This is a genomic window from Faecalimonas sp. LCP19S3_D12 (assembly GCF_052121495.1).
Classification (GTDB): Bacteria; Bacillota; Clostridia; order Lachnospirales; family Lachnospiraceae; genus Faecalimonas.
Genome location: NZ_JBQKED010000018.1, coordinates 1 through 17697, shown reverse-complemented (window position 1 = coordinate 17697; position 17697 = coordinate 1). Strand labels below are relative to the sequence as shown.

Genomic DNA, 17697 nt, shown 5'->3' with positions numbered 1-17697 from the left:
TGTATCACCAAGATTACTGTTTTGTAAATTTTTCTTTGGGTTGTTTGCATATTGGACATTTATACTCATTGGAAAGTTCTTCAAAAGGAGTAGAACCGTCATAGATATAACCGCAGATACTGCAGACCCATTTTTCTTTTGTATTTGTTTCTTCAGGAAGATAGGTTGGTGAATTTTTTGGGGTTTTTCCTTTGACTATTTTGTGATAGTAAGCGTAGGTCATTGCAGAATCAGGTTTTAAGAGATCAGCATCAATGACTTCACCTAAAAATATTGTATGTGTCGAAGTTTCCATTTTATTGATAACTTTACAGACGATATATCCACATGCATCAGCTATAACAGAGAATTCTCCTTTTTGCAGAGCGTCAACTCCATTAAATTTGTCAATTTCCCTTCCTGATTGAAAGCCAAAACGTCCAATCAATCCGGGATCGGATGCTTCGGAAAGAATAGAAATTGCAAATGTTCCCGATGTTTCGATACAGCTGTTTGTAAAGTTATCATGATTTATGCTCACGGCAATTGTAGCAGGTGAGGAAGTAATCTGCATGACGCTGTTGGCGACACATCCTGTTGATCTGCTTCCATCTAAACTAGAAATAATATAGACTCCGTAAGATAAGTTGTGAAAAGTATTTGTATTCATAATGATACCTCCATAAATAATATTAGTAATTATTATTAATTTAACACAATCAATTAGAAAAAGCAAGGAAGACGAGAAATCTTTTGAAAATATATGGTTGTTGCAACGAAAGCCTTGTGCTAAAATAACAAAGTATAAGAAAAAATATGAATGAACGAAGTAGAGCAGATGCAAAGCAGGAGGAACTATGAAAAAAATAGCAGATATTTTAACATTTGAATTAGAAGCTGCCTTTGAGAAAGCAGGATATGATAAACAATATGCAAAGGTTACATTGTCAAACAGACCGGATTTGTGTGAATATCAGTGTAATGGTGCAATGGCGGCGGCAAAAGCTTATAAGAAAGCACCGATCATGATTGCCAATGATGTCGTTGAAGTATTAAAAGAAAGTGCTTGCATTGAGCAGGTGGAGGCTGTCAATCCGGGATTTATCAATATTATTCTGGACGGTGAGTTTGTCGCTTCTTATTTAGGAAAAATGTCAGAGCAGGAGAAGCTTGGTGTGGAAGAACCAAAAAAGCAGAAGACGATCATTGTGGATTACGGCGGAGCGAATGTTGCAAAGCCGCTTCACGTAGGGCATCTTCGCTCGGCGGTAATTGGGGAAAGTGTAAAACGAATCGGGAAATATGTCGGACATAAGATGATTGGAGATGTACATCTTGGAGATTGGGGATACCAGATGGGACTTGTCATCACAGAGCTGAAAAAGAGAAAACCGGAGCTTCCATATTTTGACGATCGATTTGAAGGAGAATATCCAGAAGAATCACCGTTTACGATTACCGAGTTGGAAGAGATTTATCCGACAGCGAGCGCATACGCAAAAGAACATGAAGATTATAAAGAAGAAGCATTGCAGGCGACATTCTTATTGCAGAATGGGCATAGAGGATACACTGCAATCTGGAAACACATTATGAATGTTTCTGTTGCGGATTTAAAAAAGAATTACGGTGCATTGAACGTGGAATTTGATCTTTGGAAAGGCGAGGCAGATGCGCAGCCATATATTCCGGAGATGGTAGAATATATGAAAAAAGAAGGTTATGCACATATTGATCAGGGAGCGCTTGTCGTAGATGTCAAAGAAGAGACCGATACAAAAGAGATCCCGCCGTGTATGATCTTAAAATCTGACGGAGCGGCATTGTATGATACGACAGATCTTGCCACACTGATCGAACGTGAGAAATTGTATCATCCCGATGAGGTGATCTACCTTGCAGATAAGCGTCAGGAACTGCATTTTGTGCAGGTATTCCGTTGCGCGAAGAAGACAAAGATCATCAATGAGAATACGGAATTGAAGTTCATTGGATTTGGTACAATGAACGGAAAAGACGGAAAACCATTTAAGACAAGAGACGGCGGAGTGATGCGTCTGGAGAGTCTGATCAATGACATCAATGAGGAGATGTATAAAAAAATTGCAGAGAACCGTACGATGTCCGAAGAAGAGGCGAGAAAGACAGCACAGATGGTTGCGCTTTCTGCCATGAAATACGGAGATTTGTCAAATCAGGCTGCAAAGGATTACGTGTTTGATGTGGAAAGATTTATCTCGTTCGAGGGAAATACAGGACCGTACAATTTATATACGATTGTGCGTATCAAATCAATTCTTGGAAAATATGCAGAAGGTGGAAAAGATGCAGCCAAGTGCAAGGTGAAAAAACCGCAGACACAGAGTGAAAAAGCATTGATGCTGGAGGTTGCAAAATTTAATAATGTCATTGAGACAGCATTTGAAGAACTTGCGCCACATAAAATCTGTGCATATATTTATGATCTTTCGAATGCATTCAATCGTTTCTATCATGAGACGAAGATTCTTTCAGAAGAGAATGAAGACCGAAAAGCAGGATTTATCGCATTGTTGCTGATTACAAAACGGGCATTGGAGGCATGTATTGACATGCTTGGTTTTGAGGCTCCGGAAAGGATGTAGGATATGACAGAAAAGTTATTTTATGAAGATAGTCATATGGTAACCTTTTCCGCAACGGTTGTCTCGTGCGAACAATCAGGGGAAGTATATGAGGTGGTTCTTGACAGAACTGCCTTTTTTCCTGAGGGAGGGGGACAATACGCAGATACCGGGAGGTTGGATGATGCAAAAGTGACAGATGTGCAGGAAAAAGCCGGAATCATTTACCATAAGACGAATCAATCTTTGGAAATAGGAAAAACAGTACAGGGGACGATTGATTGGGAAGAACGGTTTTCTAAGATGCAGCAGCATTCCGGAGAACATATTGTATCAGGGATTGTACATGCGGTATATGGCTATGACAATGTCGGGTTCCACATGGGAAAAGATGCCATTACAATGGATTTCAACGGCAGCATTTCTAAAGAAGAATTAAAAGTGATCGAGCGAAAAGCCAATGAAGCAGTGGTGAAGAATCTGGATATCAAGGTGTTGTATCCCGCTAAAGAGGAATTAGAGGCAATTGCCTACAGGAGTAAGATTGAGATTGAAGGACAGGTGCGCATTGTGGAGATACCAGGATATGATGTGTGCGCCTGCTGTGCACCGCATGTCAAAAAGACTGGGGAGATTGGATTGATTAAGCTTTTGAATGTGCAGAATTATAAAGGCGGCGTGCGAATTTCCATGCTCTGTGGATTCCGGGCGCTTCAGGATTATGAGCAGAAAGCAGAGAGTGTGAAAAATATTTCTGTCTTGCTGTCAGCACCGGAGGAGGAAGTCTTTTCAGAAGTCACCAGATTAAAGCAAGAGATTTCATCTGGAAAAGCGAAGGTTTCACAGCTTCAGCAAAAGCTTCTTGTCTATAAGATGGAGCAGATTCCACAATCCCAAAAAGTAGTCGTTTGGTTTGAGGAAGAGCTTGAGGGAAATGCGCCGAGAGAATTGACAAACCTTATCATAGAAAACGGTGCTTTGATTGGAGCTGTATTTGCGGGAGATGAAAAAGATGGCTATCGCTATGTGATTGGAAGTAAAAGTTGTGATACACGAATATTTTCAAAACGATTAAATGAAAAATTCGGCGGAAGAGGCGGTGGAAAACCAGAGATGGTACAAGGTTCTTTGGAGGGAAGAGAAGAAGAAATTCGAAAGGAAGTGGAACTGTGCAGCAAAGAAGTCCTGGACAGCGGATTTGGAGACTGATCGGTCCGATTATTGTAAAAATGGCGGTTGCATTTGTGGTGGAGGCAGTTGTGATTCTTCTGTATGCGATATTTGTGCATCCGGAGACATTTCAAGCGGTGTCCAGCCAGGAAGAGCTGATGCAAAAGACAGTGGAGCTGACAGATGGTGTTTTGAAATACGCAACACAGATTAGCGCATTGGCTGCGCTTTGTACGATACCGATTCTTGCGTGGATGTTTCAAAAAGACCGCAAGTTGGAAAAAGAAAATGGAGTTACACCGCAAAAAAAAGCGGCTTTTGAAAAATATATTTTGATTGTCGGAATCAGTATACCGGTTGCGCTAGGGGTTAACAATTTGTTGCTTTTGAGTAATCTCTCAGAAGTGAGTGAGGGCTATAAACAAGCGTCGGAGATGCTGTACACCCCGTCTTTACCGGTACAGATCATATGTCTTGGCATTGTTATTCCGATTATGGAAGAGTTGATTTTTAGAGGATTGCTTTTCAAACGCCTGAGAGAAGTTATGCCGATGGTTACGGCAGTGATTTACTCTGCGCTGTTTTTCGGATTGTATCATGGAAATTTGGTACAGATTATTTACGGAACAATATGCGGTCTTCTTTTGGCGTATGTCTATGAAAAATTCGGCTCGTTAAAGGCGCCGGTTTTGATGCATATGACTATGAATATATTAGCTTGTGTAGTGACTGAACTGAACGGATTTGCGTGGATGCTGGAGCAACCGATGCGAATAGGGATTATCACTGTACTCTGTGCACTGGTGGCATCAGGCATGTTTGTTTTGATAAAAGATATGTAAAATAGAAAAATAATAATTGGGAGTGCTTGTTCATAGCAAACATGCGCTCCCGATTATTATAGCGTTTGCCGTTATTCGGCTGGAATGATCTCGATCCAATATCCATCTGGGTCAGAAATAAAGTAGATTCCCATATCCGGATTCTCAAAACAGACGCATTCCATCTCTTTGTGGTATTTGAATGCAGCATCAAAATCATCTGTCTCAAATGCCAGATGAAATTCATTGTCTCCAAGATTATAAGGACGATCCCAGTCACGAAGCCATGTCAGTTCAAGCTTCTGAGTAGAAGTCTTGTCGCTCAGGAACGCGAGAATAAAGCTTCCGTCCTCCGCCTCTCTTTTACGAACAACTTCAAGACCAAGTGCTTTCTTGTAAAATTCCAGTGATTTCTCCAAATCTAATACATTTAAGTTGTTGTGATTGAATGTAAAATTCATAATTGACCTCCTGATATGTGTTTTTTTGTTTAAATATAGCATATCATATATTACGAAGAAAAGGCAAAAGGAAAATGAATATTACAAAATTATTAAAAAATATTGCAAAAATGTATGAAGTGTTATATAATCGGGGTAATGAGGATTGTAAAGAAAATACTAAAAAATTCAGGATAGGTGGAATAATGAACAAATTTGGAAAGACTTTATTGACCTCTCTACTAGTAAGTTCTCTCACAGTGGGTTCTGTTGTTGCGGCACCTTCAGTCGATGATTTAAAACAGAATAAGAAAGCGGCGGAAAAGAAAGTAGAGACATTGCAAGATGAGATGGCAAGTCTGATGGCAGAGATCAATACGTTAGAGGAAGAGCTCGTTCAGACAGGAAAAGAGATCATAAAAGCAACAGATGATCTGCAGAAGGCAGAGGAAAAAGAAAAGACGCAATACGAAGAGATGAAAGCTCGTATCAAGATAATGTATGAGAATGGAACAGGTTCTATGCTCACAAAAGTATTTGAATCAGGAAGTATTGCTGAGATGCTGAAAAAAGCGGAATATGTTCAGGCAGTTCATGATAAAGACAGAAAGTGTCTGGAAGACTATGTTGAGACGAAAGAAAAGATTGCTGACTTAAAAGAATCTTTGGAAGAAGATCAGAAAGAACAGCAGAAAAAGCAAAAAGAATTTGAAAGTCAAAAAGAGACTTTGAATGCGACGATTGAAGAAGCAAAAGCAGAAGTTGATGATTTTGATGCACAGATTCAGGAAGCTGCACAGAAAGCAGAACAAGACAGACAGCGAGCGTTGGCAGCAAGCTCTGATAATCGTGGGAATTCCGGAACAACCTCCAATGGAGGAGGCAGTGATTACGTACCGCCTAGCAACTCTGGCGGTGGACAAGCAATTGTAAATGCAGCATATAGTTTTATCGGAGTTCCGTATGTGTGGGGCGGTGAAAGCTACAGCGGAGTGGATTGTTCAGGACTAGTGCTGATGGCGCACAAGGCAATTGGAGTAAGCTTACCACATAGCTCAGGATCTCAAGGAAGTGGTGGAAAAGCAGTTGCCAATATGGCTGCCGCATTACCTGGAGATGTTGTGTGCTATTCTGGACATGTAGGGATTTACATAGGCGGAGGACAGATGATTCATGCACCGGACTTTGGTCAGACAGTAAAAGTTTCGAGTGTATACGGATCACCTTGGTTCAGAAGATACTGGTAGGAGGAGTGAAAGGGTTATGACTATGTCATAGCCTTTTTTGTTTGGAGAAAATGATTGAAAAGGGGAGGTATTTATAGTATATTAAACTATATAGTGGGAGAAAAAATAGAGAAAGGGACTAAGATGAAAAAATTTACAAAAATACTTGTATCAGCGATTACAGCAAGCAGCTTGACTGTATCACCGGTTTTTGCAGAACCGAACAGTGTGGACAATCTTGAGACACAGAAAAAGGAAGCACAACAAGAAGTAGACACGCTTCAAGCAGATCTGACAAAGATATTGACAAAGATCAATGACATAGATGCTCAGATGACGACAAAGGGGGAGGAGATCATTCAGGCGAAGTCAGATTTAGAGACTGCACAGGAAAAAGAAAAGAAGCAGTATGCAGAGATGAAACATCGAATTAAAGTCATGTATGAGAATGGAACAGGTGCTATGTTGACAAAAATTTTCCAATCGGGCAGTATTGCGGAGATGTTAAAACAGGCAGAATATGTACAGGCAGTTCATGACAGAGATAGAGAATATTTGGAAAAATATATAGAGACAAAAAATGAAGTAGCTTCCTTAAAAAGTGGTTTGGAAAAAGACATGGATAAATTAAAAGAATTGAAGGCGGAATCTTCCACCCAGAAAGAAAATTTATCCAAGACATTGGAAGCAAAAAAGACGGAAGTGGCAGATTTAGATGAGCAGCTTCAGATAGCGGCACAGAAAGCCGCGGAGGAGGCAGCGAAGAAAGCGGAAGAAGAAGCAAAAAAACAGCAGCAACAGGTGGCGTCAAATAAACCGTCTGGGAATAGCCAGTCTGGAGGAACATCCAGTGGAAGTTCAGGCGGCGGAAATAGTCAGCCGCAAGAAAAACCAAGCCAGCCGGACTCTGGAACTTCAGGCGGCGGAAGCAGCAACAATGACAGTAATAACAATACAGGAAACGGTGATGTAAGTGTTGGACAGGCAATTGTGGCAGCCGCAAGAAGTTATATCGGAACACCGTATGTATATGGTGGAACAAGTTATAATGGCATCGACTGTTCCGGACTTACCATGAGAGCCCATCAGGCAGTTGGAATTTCGATTCCGCGTACGTCTGCAGCGCAGGCAGGAAGTGGGAAAAACGTTGGAAGTCTCGCGAATGCATTGCCGGGGGATGTTATCTGCTATCCGGGACATGTTGCGATATACATAGGAAATGAGCGAGTTATCCACGCTCCGACTGAGGGACAGACAGTAAAAGAGGCGAGTGTTTATATGGGATCAAGTCAGCCGATTACGGCAATCAGAAGATATTGGTAAAAAAGACTTGCCATGCATGATTTAGATATGGTATACTACTAGCGTTGCAAAAAACACATATATGGTTATCCTTGCAGGTGCCAAATTCTTTTGCTCAAAAGAACGGTTGCAAGGCGGGAAGTATATGGAAGTAAAAAACCAAATGGAGGAAAAACACATGAGCGTTATTTCAATGAAACAATTATTAGAAGCAGGTGTTCACTTTGGACATCAGACAAGAAGATGGAACCCGAAAATGGCTGAGTACATCTACACAGAAAGAAACGGAATCTACATTATCGATTTACAGAAATCTGTAGGTAAAGTAGACGAAGCTTACAAAGCAATTTCTGATATCGCAGCTGAAGGTGGTACAATTCTTTTCGTTGGTACAAAGAAACAGGCACAGGATGCAATCAAAACAGAAGCAGAGCGTTGCGGAATGTTCTACGTAAACGAGAGATGGTTAGGTGGAATGTTGACTAACTTCAAAACAATCCAGAGCAGAATCGCCCGCTTAAAAGATATCGAAAGAATGGCTGAAGACGGAACATTCGACGTATTACCTAAGAAAGAAGTTATCGAAATCAAAAAAGAATGGGAAAAACTTGAAAAGAACTTAGGTGGAATCAAAGACATGAAGAAAGCTCCAGATGCAATCTTCGTGGTTGACCCGAAAAAAGAAAGAATCTGTGTACAGGAAGCTCACACATTAGGAATTCCGTTGATTGGTATCGCTGATACAAACTGCGATCCAGAAGAATTAGATTACGTGATTCCAGGTAATGATGATGCAATCAGAGCTGTTAAATTAATTGTTGCTAAGATGGCAGATGCTGTAATCGAAGCAAACCAAGGTGTAACAGGTGCTGAAGAAGTATACGAAGAAGTTGCAGAAGAAGTAGAAGCAGCTGAAGAAGCGTAAGATTTCGAACATGAATGCTTCAGCCTTAAGAACAGGTTGAAGCATTTTTTAAAAAGAACACACAATTTTATGGAGGAATGAATCATGGCAGTTACAGCAAAAATGGTAAAAGAATTAAGAGAAATGACAGGCGCAGGAATGATGGACTGTAAAAAAGCTCTTAATGAAACAGATGGAAATATGGATGCAGCAATCGAATACTTAAGAAAAAATGGTCAGGCAAAAGCTGACAAAAAAGCTGGAAGAATCGCTGCAGAAGGTATTGTAAAAGCAGTTGTAAAAGACGATAAAGTAGCAGCAATCGTTGAAGTAAACTCAGAGACAGACTTCGTTGCTAAAAATGCTGATTTCCAAAGCTACGTAGAAGAAGTTGCTAATCAGGCATTAAACACAGAGACAACAGATATCGAAGCTTTCTTGAGCGAAGCATGGGCAGCAGACAACTCTAAGACAGTAAAAGATGTTTTAACAGAAAAGATTTCTGTAATCGGAGAAAACTTAAACATCAGAAGATTTGAAAAAGTTACAACAGATGGTTGTGTAGTATCTTACATCCACGGTGGCGGAAGAATCGGTGTATTAGTAGAAGCTGATACAGATGTTGTAAATGATGAAATCAAATCATGCTTAAGAAACGTAGCTATGCAGGTTGCAGCTATGTATCCAAAGTATGTATCTCGTGATGAAGTAGATGCTTCTTACATCGAACACGAAAAAGAAATCTTATTAGCTCAGGCTAAGACAGAAAATCCAGAAAAACCAGAAAACATCATTGAAAAAATGATCATCGGACGTTTGAACAAAGAGATGAAAGAAATCTGCTTATTAGATCAGGTTTACGTTCAGGACAGTGATTTAACAGTTGCTAAATATGTAGAAAAAGTAGCTAAAGAAAACGGTGCTAACGTAACAGTTAAGAGATTCGTTCGTTTCGAAACAGGTGAAGGATTAGAAAAGAAAGAAGAAAACTTTGCTGAAGAAGTAGCAAAACAGGTGGGAAACTAATTTATCAATCGCAAGACTGATAAAGAGCGAATGAAATAGTGTATTTAAGCGATTTCTCGCTATTTTGATAAGTAATAAACTACTGTAAAATCTCACAAAATATCGTGCTATTTTGGGTACAGATTGGGTAGGGTATTGGGTAAAGAAATTTACCCAACCTCTTAACGAGGAATTTGCTTGTTGTTTAAAATAGAAAGGGAACGCTGTGAATGATTGAGGGCATATTGTGTAAGTGATATGCTCTCATTTTTTAGAATATTAAAAAGTTAACTTTGGAGAAGAATAGATTGGGAGTGACATTAATAGTGAAAAGGATAATAGCAGAAATAATATTTTGGATAGTAAATATCGTATTGATTATAATGGCTTTTATGACGGATAGATCTTTGGCATCATTTATTACTACGATTATTTGTAGTACACTAATGAATCCTTTGTTATTAAATCGTATACAAAGAAAATTTGATGGCAATAAATTTGATTTTTGGTATTTACTAAAATTGATATTACCATTTTTCACGATTATGTTTGTCTTGTACATTTGTGCTGTGTTTTCCTTAAAAAATAATGCGATACTCAGAGGAATGGAAGATATTAAAGCGTTCATGAGTATTACAATGTATTTATTATTTATAGTGGTGTTATTTTTTTATCGCAAAAATGATAAAAGTAAAAAATATATTGTGTTTGGTGTGTTTTATATTCTTTGCGTTACTTTAAACTTTTGTTCTGAATCAATGGTGAATATGATAGTATTTTTTTGAATAGAGTTTCAACACAAAATATATGCTTAGAGTCGTATGAGATGTTATATTTCAATGTATTAACACCAATTAAAGAGGCAATACTTACATATATTATTTTTGATGTAGTGTTTGAAAAAAAAGAGAAGAAAATATTTTCGGTGGATGTAATAGATAAACAATCATTAAAAAAGGAAAATTATGAAATTATTGTGCAGAAATAATTGAGAAGAAATTCTCACAACAGAATAAAGTGCTTGGAAATATTGAAAAGTTGGCTTGAAATCAAGGTTTACGGACATTTTTCTTCAAAGAAAAGGTATCATAGAATACCGCAAAATATCGTAACAGATTTTTAAAATGGAGTAAATTTGGAGTAAAAGTTGAAAGAAAATGGAGTAAATATTTCAAGAAAACATTAGAGGAATGACGCAGATAGTAGAGATATTGTCTGCGTTATTTTTTTGTGATTATAATGGTGTAAATAATTACAAAGTATGATATTATAAAAAATAAACAAATATGAATTTGTGAGGTGAAAAAATGTGTATGTATGAAATACGAAAAGTACATAGTAATGAAGTAACGGAAGCCCTTGCTTTGGCATTAGAAGTGTTTTTACAGTTTGAAGTACCAGATTATAAACCAGAGGGGATTGACACATTCAAGCGAGATATAGTTGAAAATGTTGAATTTATTTCAAAATGTCAACAAGGTGTCTGCCCAATATATGCAGCATTTGATAAAGGGAAAATGATTGGAATTATAGGTATGCGTTCAAACAGAACACATATTAACTTGGTGTTCACCAAGAAAGAATATCATCGTCGAGGTGTAGCTACTTCAATTTTTCGGTATCTTTTAGCAGATATTCGGAAAGATAACCCAGCACTGCAAGAGATTACCTTAAATTCGTCACCATATGGTAAGCCATTTTATCTTCATATAGGATTTAAGCCGCAATCTGATGAGCAGGAAATAGATGGAATAAGGTTTACCCCTATGAAGTACACAATATGATAAATTCCGATTTGTTTAGTTGAGAATAAAATAGAAAATTAGAAGTTGCAGGGGGTGTCCAAATGAGAAGAGAATTAGGAATTGCCAGATGTGGTCTTGCATGTTGCTTATGCACAGAAAATGCTGATTGTAATGGATGTGACTCGAACGGTTGCCCAGATAATGATTTTTGCGAGAATAAAAAATGTTCGATTGCAAAGGAGCTAACGCATTGTTATAAGTGCGAAGAAACTTGCAAGAAAGGATTATTGAGCAAGATTAAACCATACACTTTTAACTTATTTGCTAAAAAGTATGGAGAAGAAAAGCTCTTGGACTGTTTAGAGAGAAATGAGAAAAATGGAGTTGTGTATCATCGAGATGGCATAAACGGAGATTATGATGATTTTGATGATGTAGATCAGTTAATGAATTTTATCTTGACAGGAGTACGATAACTCTCAGTTTGCCTATACCTAGTGCTGTCAAGGAACAAGGCGAAGCCGATACGCCGTAGGGCAGTCCTTGACGGAACGGACGTAGTCAACCGCACCATGATACAGCAGAGGACTTGAAAGGTCAGAAACCTTGCAAGTCCTCTTGTCTGTTAGTGGGCGTTCTGTTTTAGGTAGAGGGATTCTTTTGTCAGTTCTTTCTCAAATGCCTTTACGTGACTGCCTTGCGTTCCGTTGTCTGTGTGAAAGCAATCATCATTCTGTGAGTAAGAAAGCATGGTAACTTTCGGCTCATAGGTCTTTGTATCAATTCCGTAATAGTAAATCGTGGCGGTTGAAAGTTCTACGTTGATACTGTCAAAATCTCTTGTAAAAACGCTGTGTCTGTCTGCGTGGAAAAAATCAGACGGACAATCATAAAATTCAGAACTATCTTCTCTTAAAAATAATGGTAGTATGTGTACTTCATTTCCACTTCGGTTGACAAGAACATAAAAGCGTGGAATGAGGGCAGAATACTGCGTCATCATTGCGATATACATATCGTCTGAATCATCAAGAAGATATTCAGAGCAGGAGTTGTTGTAAAAGACATATTGCAAGGCAGTATCATTTCTTTGTGTATTTTCCATAGGCACATTTTCTCCGTAAAGCCAGCGCAAATCTACATCTAAGGAGTCGGCAATTAGTTCTAGTTTATCGGCTTTGGGATTGTACTGCCCCGAAAGATAGGAACTGAATGCTCCTTTGCTGATACCTGTATCTTTGACAATATCTATCTGTTTCTTGTTTTTGGCTTTCATGGCAAATTTAATGTGTTCTGCGATTGTATTCATCTTCAAATTCCTTTCTTATCATATCTTCGTATAACCTGTTATATCGTATCGTCTAAATCCACTATACCATAAGTTCAGAAAAAAGAAAACAAAAAGTTTATAAAAAACTGAACTTTCTATTGCAAAACAGAAAATTCTGTGCTATGATACAATTAAGTTCAGAAATAACTGAATAAATATGACGTCATAACAACATGAAAATAAGAATGACTGTCCTAACGGTTCAACGGGGAGAAAGGAAGATGTATGCAGATTACATTGACAAAAGAACAGGTAAAAGAAGTCTTTGGAGAACTTCGGTTCATGGGTGCGGATAACTGTTACCGCTATGACAAAGACACTAAGAAGAAAACAGAGGAAGTGGAAGCCTTAAAACTTCATCTTGGAAGTATGAAACTTGGAAACAGCGTGGACATTCGCTTGGAAGTAACGGAACTTCCAAAGATTGAGCCTTATGCGGTGGTGGAACTGGACGGAGCGGTTTATGCCCCTTATGTACAGAGAGGAAACTTCCCTGTGTTGGTGGAGAAGATTACCTGTAAAGGGATTCGTGCGGTTGCCAATAAACAGATGTAGGAGTGGTCTTGCCCTCGTTCTGCTCCGCCCAAACGGACAGGTTGAGGGCAAGGCAGTAGCCGAAGCTACTGCAAGAAAAGGAGTGTGACTGATTGGAAGAAAGAAACGAAACATTTCTTTCAGAACTCCCCTACACTAACAGGGGAGTAATACGACAGAAAGAAGAATTAAGTGCCTTGATAGACTGGTGTCAGATAACCATTAAGGAAGCTCCGTTAGAAGCAGTCATAGAAGATGTGCTGAGAATACCATTGGAACTTATGACGGTAACAGGTTATGAAAAGGGGATTGCAGGACATGAGGTTGTGGCAATCTTCGATAATATCAAGGTGTTAAAGCCGACAGGAAATGCACAGTATCAAGGCTTTCAGATTTTAATGAGTGGGAAAGGCTGTCGCAATTATGAGAATTTCTTACAACTAAATGAGGAAACATGGTTTGATTTCTTGAACAGAGTTTGTCAGTATCACATCAATTTTCCTCGGATTGATTTGGCGATAGATGACAGAAAACCGTATTTGAGTATTCCCGATTTAATTGTAAGGACAAAAGAGGGATTGCTTTCTTCAAAGCTACGGGATGTAGATTTTCATGACTCGGGAGAATTGAAAGAGGAAGTGTTTCAGAGTAAGGGTGGCAGTCTTTATCTCGGCAGTTCAGCCAGTAATTTGAGATTGGTATTTTATGAAAAGGGATATGAGCAGAATAAAAAGTACGGAACAGAATTAGACGAAAATTGGAATAGATATGAATTGAGATTTCGGCAGGAAATGGCAGTTAGTGTAGTACAGGAATTATTGAGATACAGAGATGTGGCAGGACTGGCAATGGAAGTGTTGAACAGCAAAATACGATTTTTAGAAAAGCCGACAGACAGCATGACAACACGAAAAAGGCTTTATCCAACCTATCAAGCGTGGGCAGAACTGATGAAAGACATAGGCAAGGTTAAACTTACCATGCAACCACAGAAGAAAAGTTTACAAAAGGTGTGGGAGTGGTTAGAAAAGTATGTTGCACCGTCTTTGAAACTGTTTGCAGAGGTCGGGAAGATAGAGCAGAGAGATTATATCGGTAATCTCATAGAAAATGGAGAAATGAATATCACACAGAAGCAGTTGTATGATGATTACATAAAAGCAAGAAGATTAGAGGAAAGGGGATAATCATCATATAGAAAAAGCATTATTAAATTTAAAAGAGGTAAGTGAGTATCTTGGACTTGGAAAAACAAAGACAAGAGAACTTTTGAAAAGTAGAAACTGTCCGTTTTCCATGAAGATTGGGTATCGGTGGTATGCGAACAGACGATTATTAGATACATGGTTAGAGCAACAGACAAAAAGTTATTGAAGTTCTGATTGAAAAGGAGGCGAACTTATAGTAGTATATGGTTAAAATCACAGAAGTTCCCTTTTTATTTATCAAGATATTTGATTGATAGAAAGGGTAGAGATTATGGGTAAAGATTTAAAAGGAAAAGAATTAGGAACAGGTTTACGTCAAAGAAAGGACGGTAGATACGAAGCAAGAGCAAAGATAAACGGAATAGACATTAACTTGTATGACGTTGATTTGAAGAAATTAAAAGTATTGTTTGAAAAGGCAAAAGAAGAAGCAAGAAACAATATTGATATAAAACGTCAGAAAGTAACGCTGAACGAATGGTTTGAAGAATGGTTTACAAATTATAAAATTCCTAATATCAAGGAAACAAGCGTGTTCCCTATGCGTAGCAAATATTATAATACATTTGGAAAAGCAATAGGAAATATGAAAGTGACAGATATACGGAACTTGGATATTCAGCGTGTTATTAACGACATGAATAAGCAGGGGAGAGCGTCTTCCAGTATGCGAGATGCTTTAGGCAGAGTTCGGGAGTGTTTGGAGTCTGCAAAAAATAATCGTATTATAGACATCAATCCATGTTTTGAAATCAATGTACCTTGGGAAAATAAAACAGCAGAAAGACGTTTCTTATCAATGGCAGAGCAAACAAGGTTTTTGCAGGAAGTAGAGCATAACTGGTATAAAGAGATGTTTTACATTATGTTTCTGACAGGTATGCGGATTGGGGAAATCGGTGGTCTGAAATGGGAAGATATAGACTGGAATAAGAAATGTATCAATATTCAAAGGTCATTATCTTGTCAATATGAAAACGGAGTAAAGACCATGCGACTAACAAAGCCTAAAACACATAATTCATACAGAAGTATTCCGTTTATGGCAGAAACAGAAGAAATTTTGTTATCTCAAAAAGAAAAACAGAACAGGCAGAAAAAAGCCTATGGAAATCGTTGGCGTTCAAGCGGAGAATTTGATAATTTGGTGTTTACTACTTCTTTAGGAAGTCCAGTTATTCGGAATGTAGCAGAAAAAGAAATTAAGAAAGTAGTAAAAGCAATCAATTTTCAAGAAGCAATAGAAGCGGTAAAGGAAAACAGAGAGCCGATAGAGTTTAAAGACTTTTATCCTCATGCAATCCGACATACATTTTGTAGCAGGTGCTTTGAAAAAGGAATGGACGCTAAAGTGGTTCAAATGCTTATGGGACATCAGCATTACAGTACAACGATTGACATATACACTCATGTGACAGAAACAAAATTTGAAGAAGAAATAGCAAAGTTTGGTAGTGTGAGTGAAAAACAGAAAGTTCAGAAAAATAAAAACTCTACCCAGTGTGCATAAGAGAGTACCCAATATAGCTAAATAAGAGGAAATTGCTTTCAATGGGAATGGAAAGTTTTTACCCAAAGGGAAATTGGGTAAAAAGGAAAAGCAGAATTAAGGAAAGCGTAGAAAGCCTTATAAAATGGGTATTTAAGAAAACAGTAAATAAAAGTTGGCAAAACAGATGGGAAGCTAATCTGAAATTGAATAAAGTCTGGAAATGTGCTTAAAGTCAAGCAATTATGCATGATTGAAGCAGTTCTGAACCTTTCGTAAATTATTAAGATCTATCATAAAATATCGGGTAGATTTTCGTAAAAGTTTCGTCGGAAAATTCGTCAAGAGATTTGACGAAACAGAGTTTGCGAAATTTGCGTAGTTTTTAATTTATCGGAAAGGAACAGATGATATTGAGTGTTGAGGGTATATTACGAAAGTAATATATCCTCTTTTTTGAAAATAACTGGTGTTAGATGTTAAAGAATATGGTAATATAAAAGAAATATACAAATTAGAATTGACCGAGCTGAAAGCGAGGGATGCTTCTTGTCCGTAGGGCGAGAAGAGGGAAAGAGAACGATAAAAATCGGAATTTGGAAGGGAGGACTATGTATGCGTATTTGGAAAGCGATATTTACTGTTTTAACGATTATCTTTGCTTCTCTTGGACTGATGAACATAGTGACTTATGATATAACAATGCCAATCATGTTTGTTTTTATGGGATTAACTCTCCTAACAAATGCGAAGGATTGTTATGATAAAGGGGCAAAGAAAGATGCTATGATATTTGCAAGTGTAGCAATTTTTGTCTATGCAGTTACAGCATATAATTTGATAAGTAGATTTATGTGAATTAGAATTGACCTAGCAGAGCGAGGGATACTTCTTGAACTTACGTTCAAGAAGGTAGAAAGTTAGAGAAATTTAAAAATTGAAAATTGTGTAGGAGGAAGTAGTATATGAAATGTTTAGATTGTGGAATGGAAATGGAACAAGGAACTGTCGAAGGTGTTGGACAGGGTGGTGGACATTGGTATGAATTTACTTCTGATGAAGAAAAGAAAAAAGCTGGACTAAAAGGATTTTTTACTCGAAAAACTATTAGTGTAAAAACCTCTGTTCTTGAAAGCCCTGCATGGTACTGTCCTAAATGTAAGAAGATTTTAATGTGGATGGACAGCAAAGAATAATATAACTTCCAGTTTATAGCAGACAGTTTTTGATGATGAGACTGTCTGCTTTTCTCTTTTTAATCATAATTGATAGTAGTGGTATAAAAAGGCTTGTATCCATTGTGAAAAGACCATTTAGAGTGATAAAGATTGATTGTGAGTGCGGTTGGAGTTCCCCTGATTTGGTTATGTTCTGTTTCGATTTTCTGTACCACTTCATCAGTATTCCAGTATTGATATACAATAACCTGCAATTCTGTATCATGATTAGTCCCATTACTGAATGACATACTGTTGAACACAAGATAATCGGGTAAACTTGGTCCTATGTCAAGATTTAGTACAAGTTAAAATGAGGTTTTTCCTCATCTTAACCTGCTAGCTGCAATTCGCTCTGTTGAAGCCTACGATACAGCTCCTCATAATCATTTGGTGACATATAATCACAGTGACTATGGATCCGTTTGGTATTGTAAAATGCTTCTAAATATTCGAATACCAAACGATATGCATGATCGTAATCTCTGATGTTAAATCGATTCAGCCATTCTCTTTTGATCAGAGAATGGAATGACTCGATACATGCATTATCCCATGGATATGCTTTTTTAGAATAACTACACTGCATGGTTGCAGTTACACGTTTGTATTCTTTTGAGACATACTGACTCCCACGGTCTGAATGCAGAATTAAAGGCTCATCAATATCGCGTCTTGCTTTTGCTTTATTTATTGTTTCAATCACGCAGGATACTTCCAATGT

Annotated in this window: 20 protein-coding genes; 16 read left to right on the top strand and 4 right to left on the bottom strand. The window is 37.9% G+C overall.

Features of this window, described 5'->3' with window-relative positions:
• Positions 1-13: 13 nt before the first annotated feature.
• Positions 14-649, bottom strand: coding sequence for a flavin reductase (locus ACTQXY_RS07185; RefSeq protein ID WP_441658931.1), 636 nt, complete (start codon positions 647-649; stop codon positions 14-16).
• A gap of 187 nt (positions 650-836) precedes the next feature.
• On the opposite strand from ACTQXY_RS07185, the gene argS reads away from it, so the two are divergent.
• Genes argS through ACTQXY_RS07170 form a run of 3 tightly spaced genes read left to right on the top strand, consistent with a single transcriptional unit; the run spans position 837 to position 4594 of the window.
• Positions 837-2603, top strand: a complete 1767-nt coding sequence (gene argS / locus ACTQXY_RS07180; protein WP_441658930.1) for an arginine--tRNA ligase — start codon at positions 837-839, stop codon at positions 2601-2603.
• A 3-nt stretch (positions 2604-2606) separates the two neighbouring features.
• Positions 2607-3791: an alanine--tRNA ligase-related protein gene (locus ACTQXY_RS07175; RefSeq protein WP_441658929.1), complete on the top strand. Its 1185-nt coding sequence runs from the start codon at positions 2607-2609 to the stop codon at positions 3789-3791.
• Positions 3752-4594: a CPBP family glutamic-type intramembrane protease gene (locus ACTQXY_RS07170; protein WP_441658928.1), complete on the top strand. Its 843-nt coding sequence runs from the start codon at positions 3752-3754 to the stop codon at positions 4592-4594. The genes ACTQXY_RS07175 and ACTQXY_RS07170 overlap by 40 nt, the downstream gene beginning before the upstream one ends.
• A 71-nt stretch (positions 4595-4665) precedes the next feature.
• Here ACTQXY_RS07170 and ACTQXY_RS07165 read toward each other — a convergent pair whose 3' ends face one another.
• Positions 4666-5034: a VOC family protein gene (locus ACTQXY_RS07165; RefSeq protein ID WP_441658927.1), complete on the bottom strand. Its 369-nt coding sequence runs from the start codon at positions 5032-5034 to the stop codon at positions 4666-4668.
• Positions 5035-5219: 185 nt separating this feature from the next.
• On the opposite strand from ACTQXY_RS07165, the gene ACTQXY_RS07160 reads away from it, so the two are divergent.
• From ACTQXY_RS07160 to ACTQXY_RS07130, 7 genes are all read left to right on the top strand, one after another.
• Complete coding sequence (locus tag ACTQXY_RS07160; RefSeq protein ID WP_441658926.1) at positions 5220-6260, top strand: NlpC/P60 family protein; 1041 nt, start codon at positions 5220-5222, stop codon at positions 6258-6260.
• Between the two features lie 123 nt (positions 6261-6383).
• Positions 6384-7562 (top strand): NlpC/P60 family protein, encoded by a 1179-nt coding sequence (locus ACTQXY_RS07155; RefSeq protein ID WP_441658925.1) that lies wholly within the window; start codon positions 6384-6386, stop codon positions 7560-7562.
• A gap of 157 nt (positions 7563-7719) precedes the next feature.
• Positions 7720-8466 carry a 30S ribosomal protein S2 gene (gene rpsB, locus ACTQXY_RS07150; RefSeq protein WP_022250631.1) on the top strand — a complete coding sequence of 249 codons (747 nt, stop codon included), beginning with the start codon at positions 7720-7722 and terminating at the stop codon, positions 8464-8466.
• An 84-nt stretch (positions 8467-8550) separates the two neighbouring features.
• Positions 8551-9471, top strand: coding sequence for a translation elongation factor Ts (gene tsf, locus ACTQXY_RS07145; RefSeq protein WP_441658924.1), 921 nt, complete (start codon positions 8551-8553; stop codon positions 9469-9471).
• Positions 9472-9758: 287 nt separating this feature from the next.
• A complete protein-coding gene (locus ACTQXY_RS07140; protein ID WP_441658923.1) occupies positions 9759-10235 on the top strand; it encodes a hypothetical protein in 477 nt (158 codons plus the stop codon).
• Between the two features lie 528 nt (positions 10236-10763).
• The gene (locus ACTQXY_RS07135) at positions 10764-11234 is read left to right on the top strand and encodes a GNAT family N-acetyltransferase (protein WP_441658922.1); all 471 of its coding nucleotides are present in this window, start codon (positions 10764-10766) and stop codon (positions 11232-11234) included.
• A 62-nt stretch (positions 11235-11296) separates the two neighbouring features.
• Positions 11297-11671 carry a DUF3795 domain-containing protein gene (locus tag ACTQXY_RS07130; protein WP_441658921.1) on the top strand — a complete coding sequence of 125 codons (375 nt, stop codon included), beginning with the start codon at positions 11297-11299 and terminating at the stop codon, positions 11669-11671.
• A gap of 149 nt (positions 11672-11820) precedes the next feature.
• Here ACTQXY_RS07130 and ACTQXY_RS07125 read toward each other — a convergent pair whose 3' ends face one another.
• Positions 11821-12504 (bottom strand): helix-turn-helix domain-containing protein, encoded by a 684-nt coding sequence (locus ACTQXY_RS07125; protein ID WP_441658920.1) that lies wholly within the window; start codon positions 12502-12504, stop codon positions 11821-11823.
• A gap of 246 nt (positions 12505-12750) precedes the next feature.
• Between ACTQXY_RS07125 and ACTQXY_RS07120 the strand changes: the two genes are divergently transcribed.
• The 6 genes from ACTQXY_RS07120 (at position 12751) to ACTQXY_RS07095 (ending at position 16952) form a co-directional block, all read left to right on the top strand.
• Positions 12751-13080: a hypothetical protein gene (locus tag ACTQXY_RS07120; RefSeq protein ID WP_441658919.1), complete on the top strand. Its 330-nt coding sequence runs from the start codon at positions 12751-12753 to the stop codon at positions 13078-13080.
• A 92-nt stretch (positions 13081-13172) separates the two neighbouring features.
• Entirely contained in the window at positions 13173-14246 is a 1074-nt protein-coding gene (locus ACTQXY_RS07115; RefSeq protein ID WP_441658918.1) for a replication initiation factor domain-containing protein, read from the top strand.
• A gap of 7 nt (positions 14247-14253) precedes the next feature.
• Positions 14254-14433, top strand: a complete 180-nt coding sequence (locus ACTQXY_RS07110) for a helix-turn-helix domain-containing protein (RefSeq protein WP_441658956.1) — start codon at positions 14254-14256, stop codon at positions 14431-14433.
• 105 nt (positions 14434-14538) lie between these two features.
• On the top strand, positions 14539-15777 hold the full coding sequence (locus ACTQXY_RS07105; protein ID WP_441658917.1) for a tyrosine-type recombinase/integrase: 1239 nt from the start codon (positions 14539-14541) through the stop codon (positions 15775-15777).
• A 594-nt stretch (positions 15778-16371) separates the two neighbouring features.
• Positions 16372-16614 (top strand): hypothetical protein, encoded by a 243-nt coding sequence (locus ACTQXY_RS07100; protein ID WP_441658916.1) that lies wholly within the window; start codon positions 16372-16374, stop codon positions 16612-16614.
• Between the two features lie 107 nt (positions 16615-16721).
• A complete protein-coding gene (locus ACTQXY_RS07095; protein WP_441658915.1) occupies positions 16722-16952 on the top strand; it encodes a PF20097 family protein in 231 nt (76 codons plus the stop codon).
• Positions 16953-17304: 352 nt separating this feature from the next.
• Here the strand turns inward: ACTQXY_RS07095 and ACTQXY_RS07090 are convergent.
• On the bottom strand, positions 17305-17697 hold a 393-nt coding region (locus ACTQXY_RS07090), incomplete at its 5' end, for an integrase core domain-containing protein (RefSeq protein ID WP_441658914.1).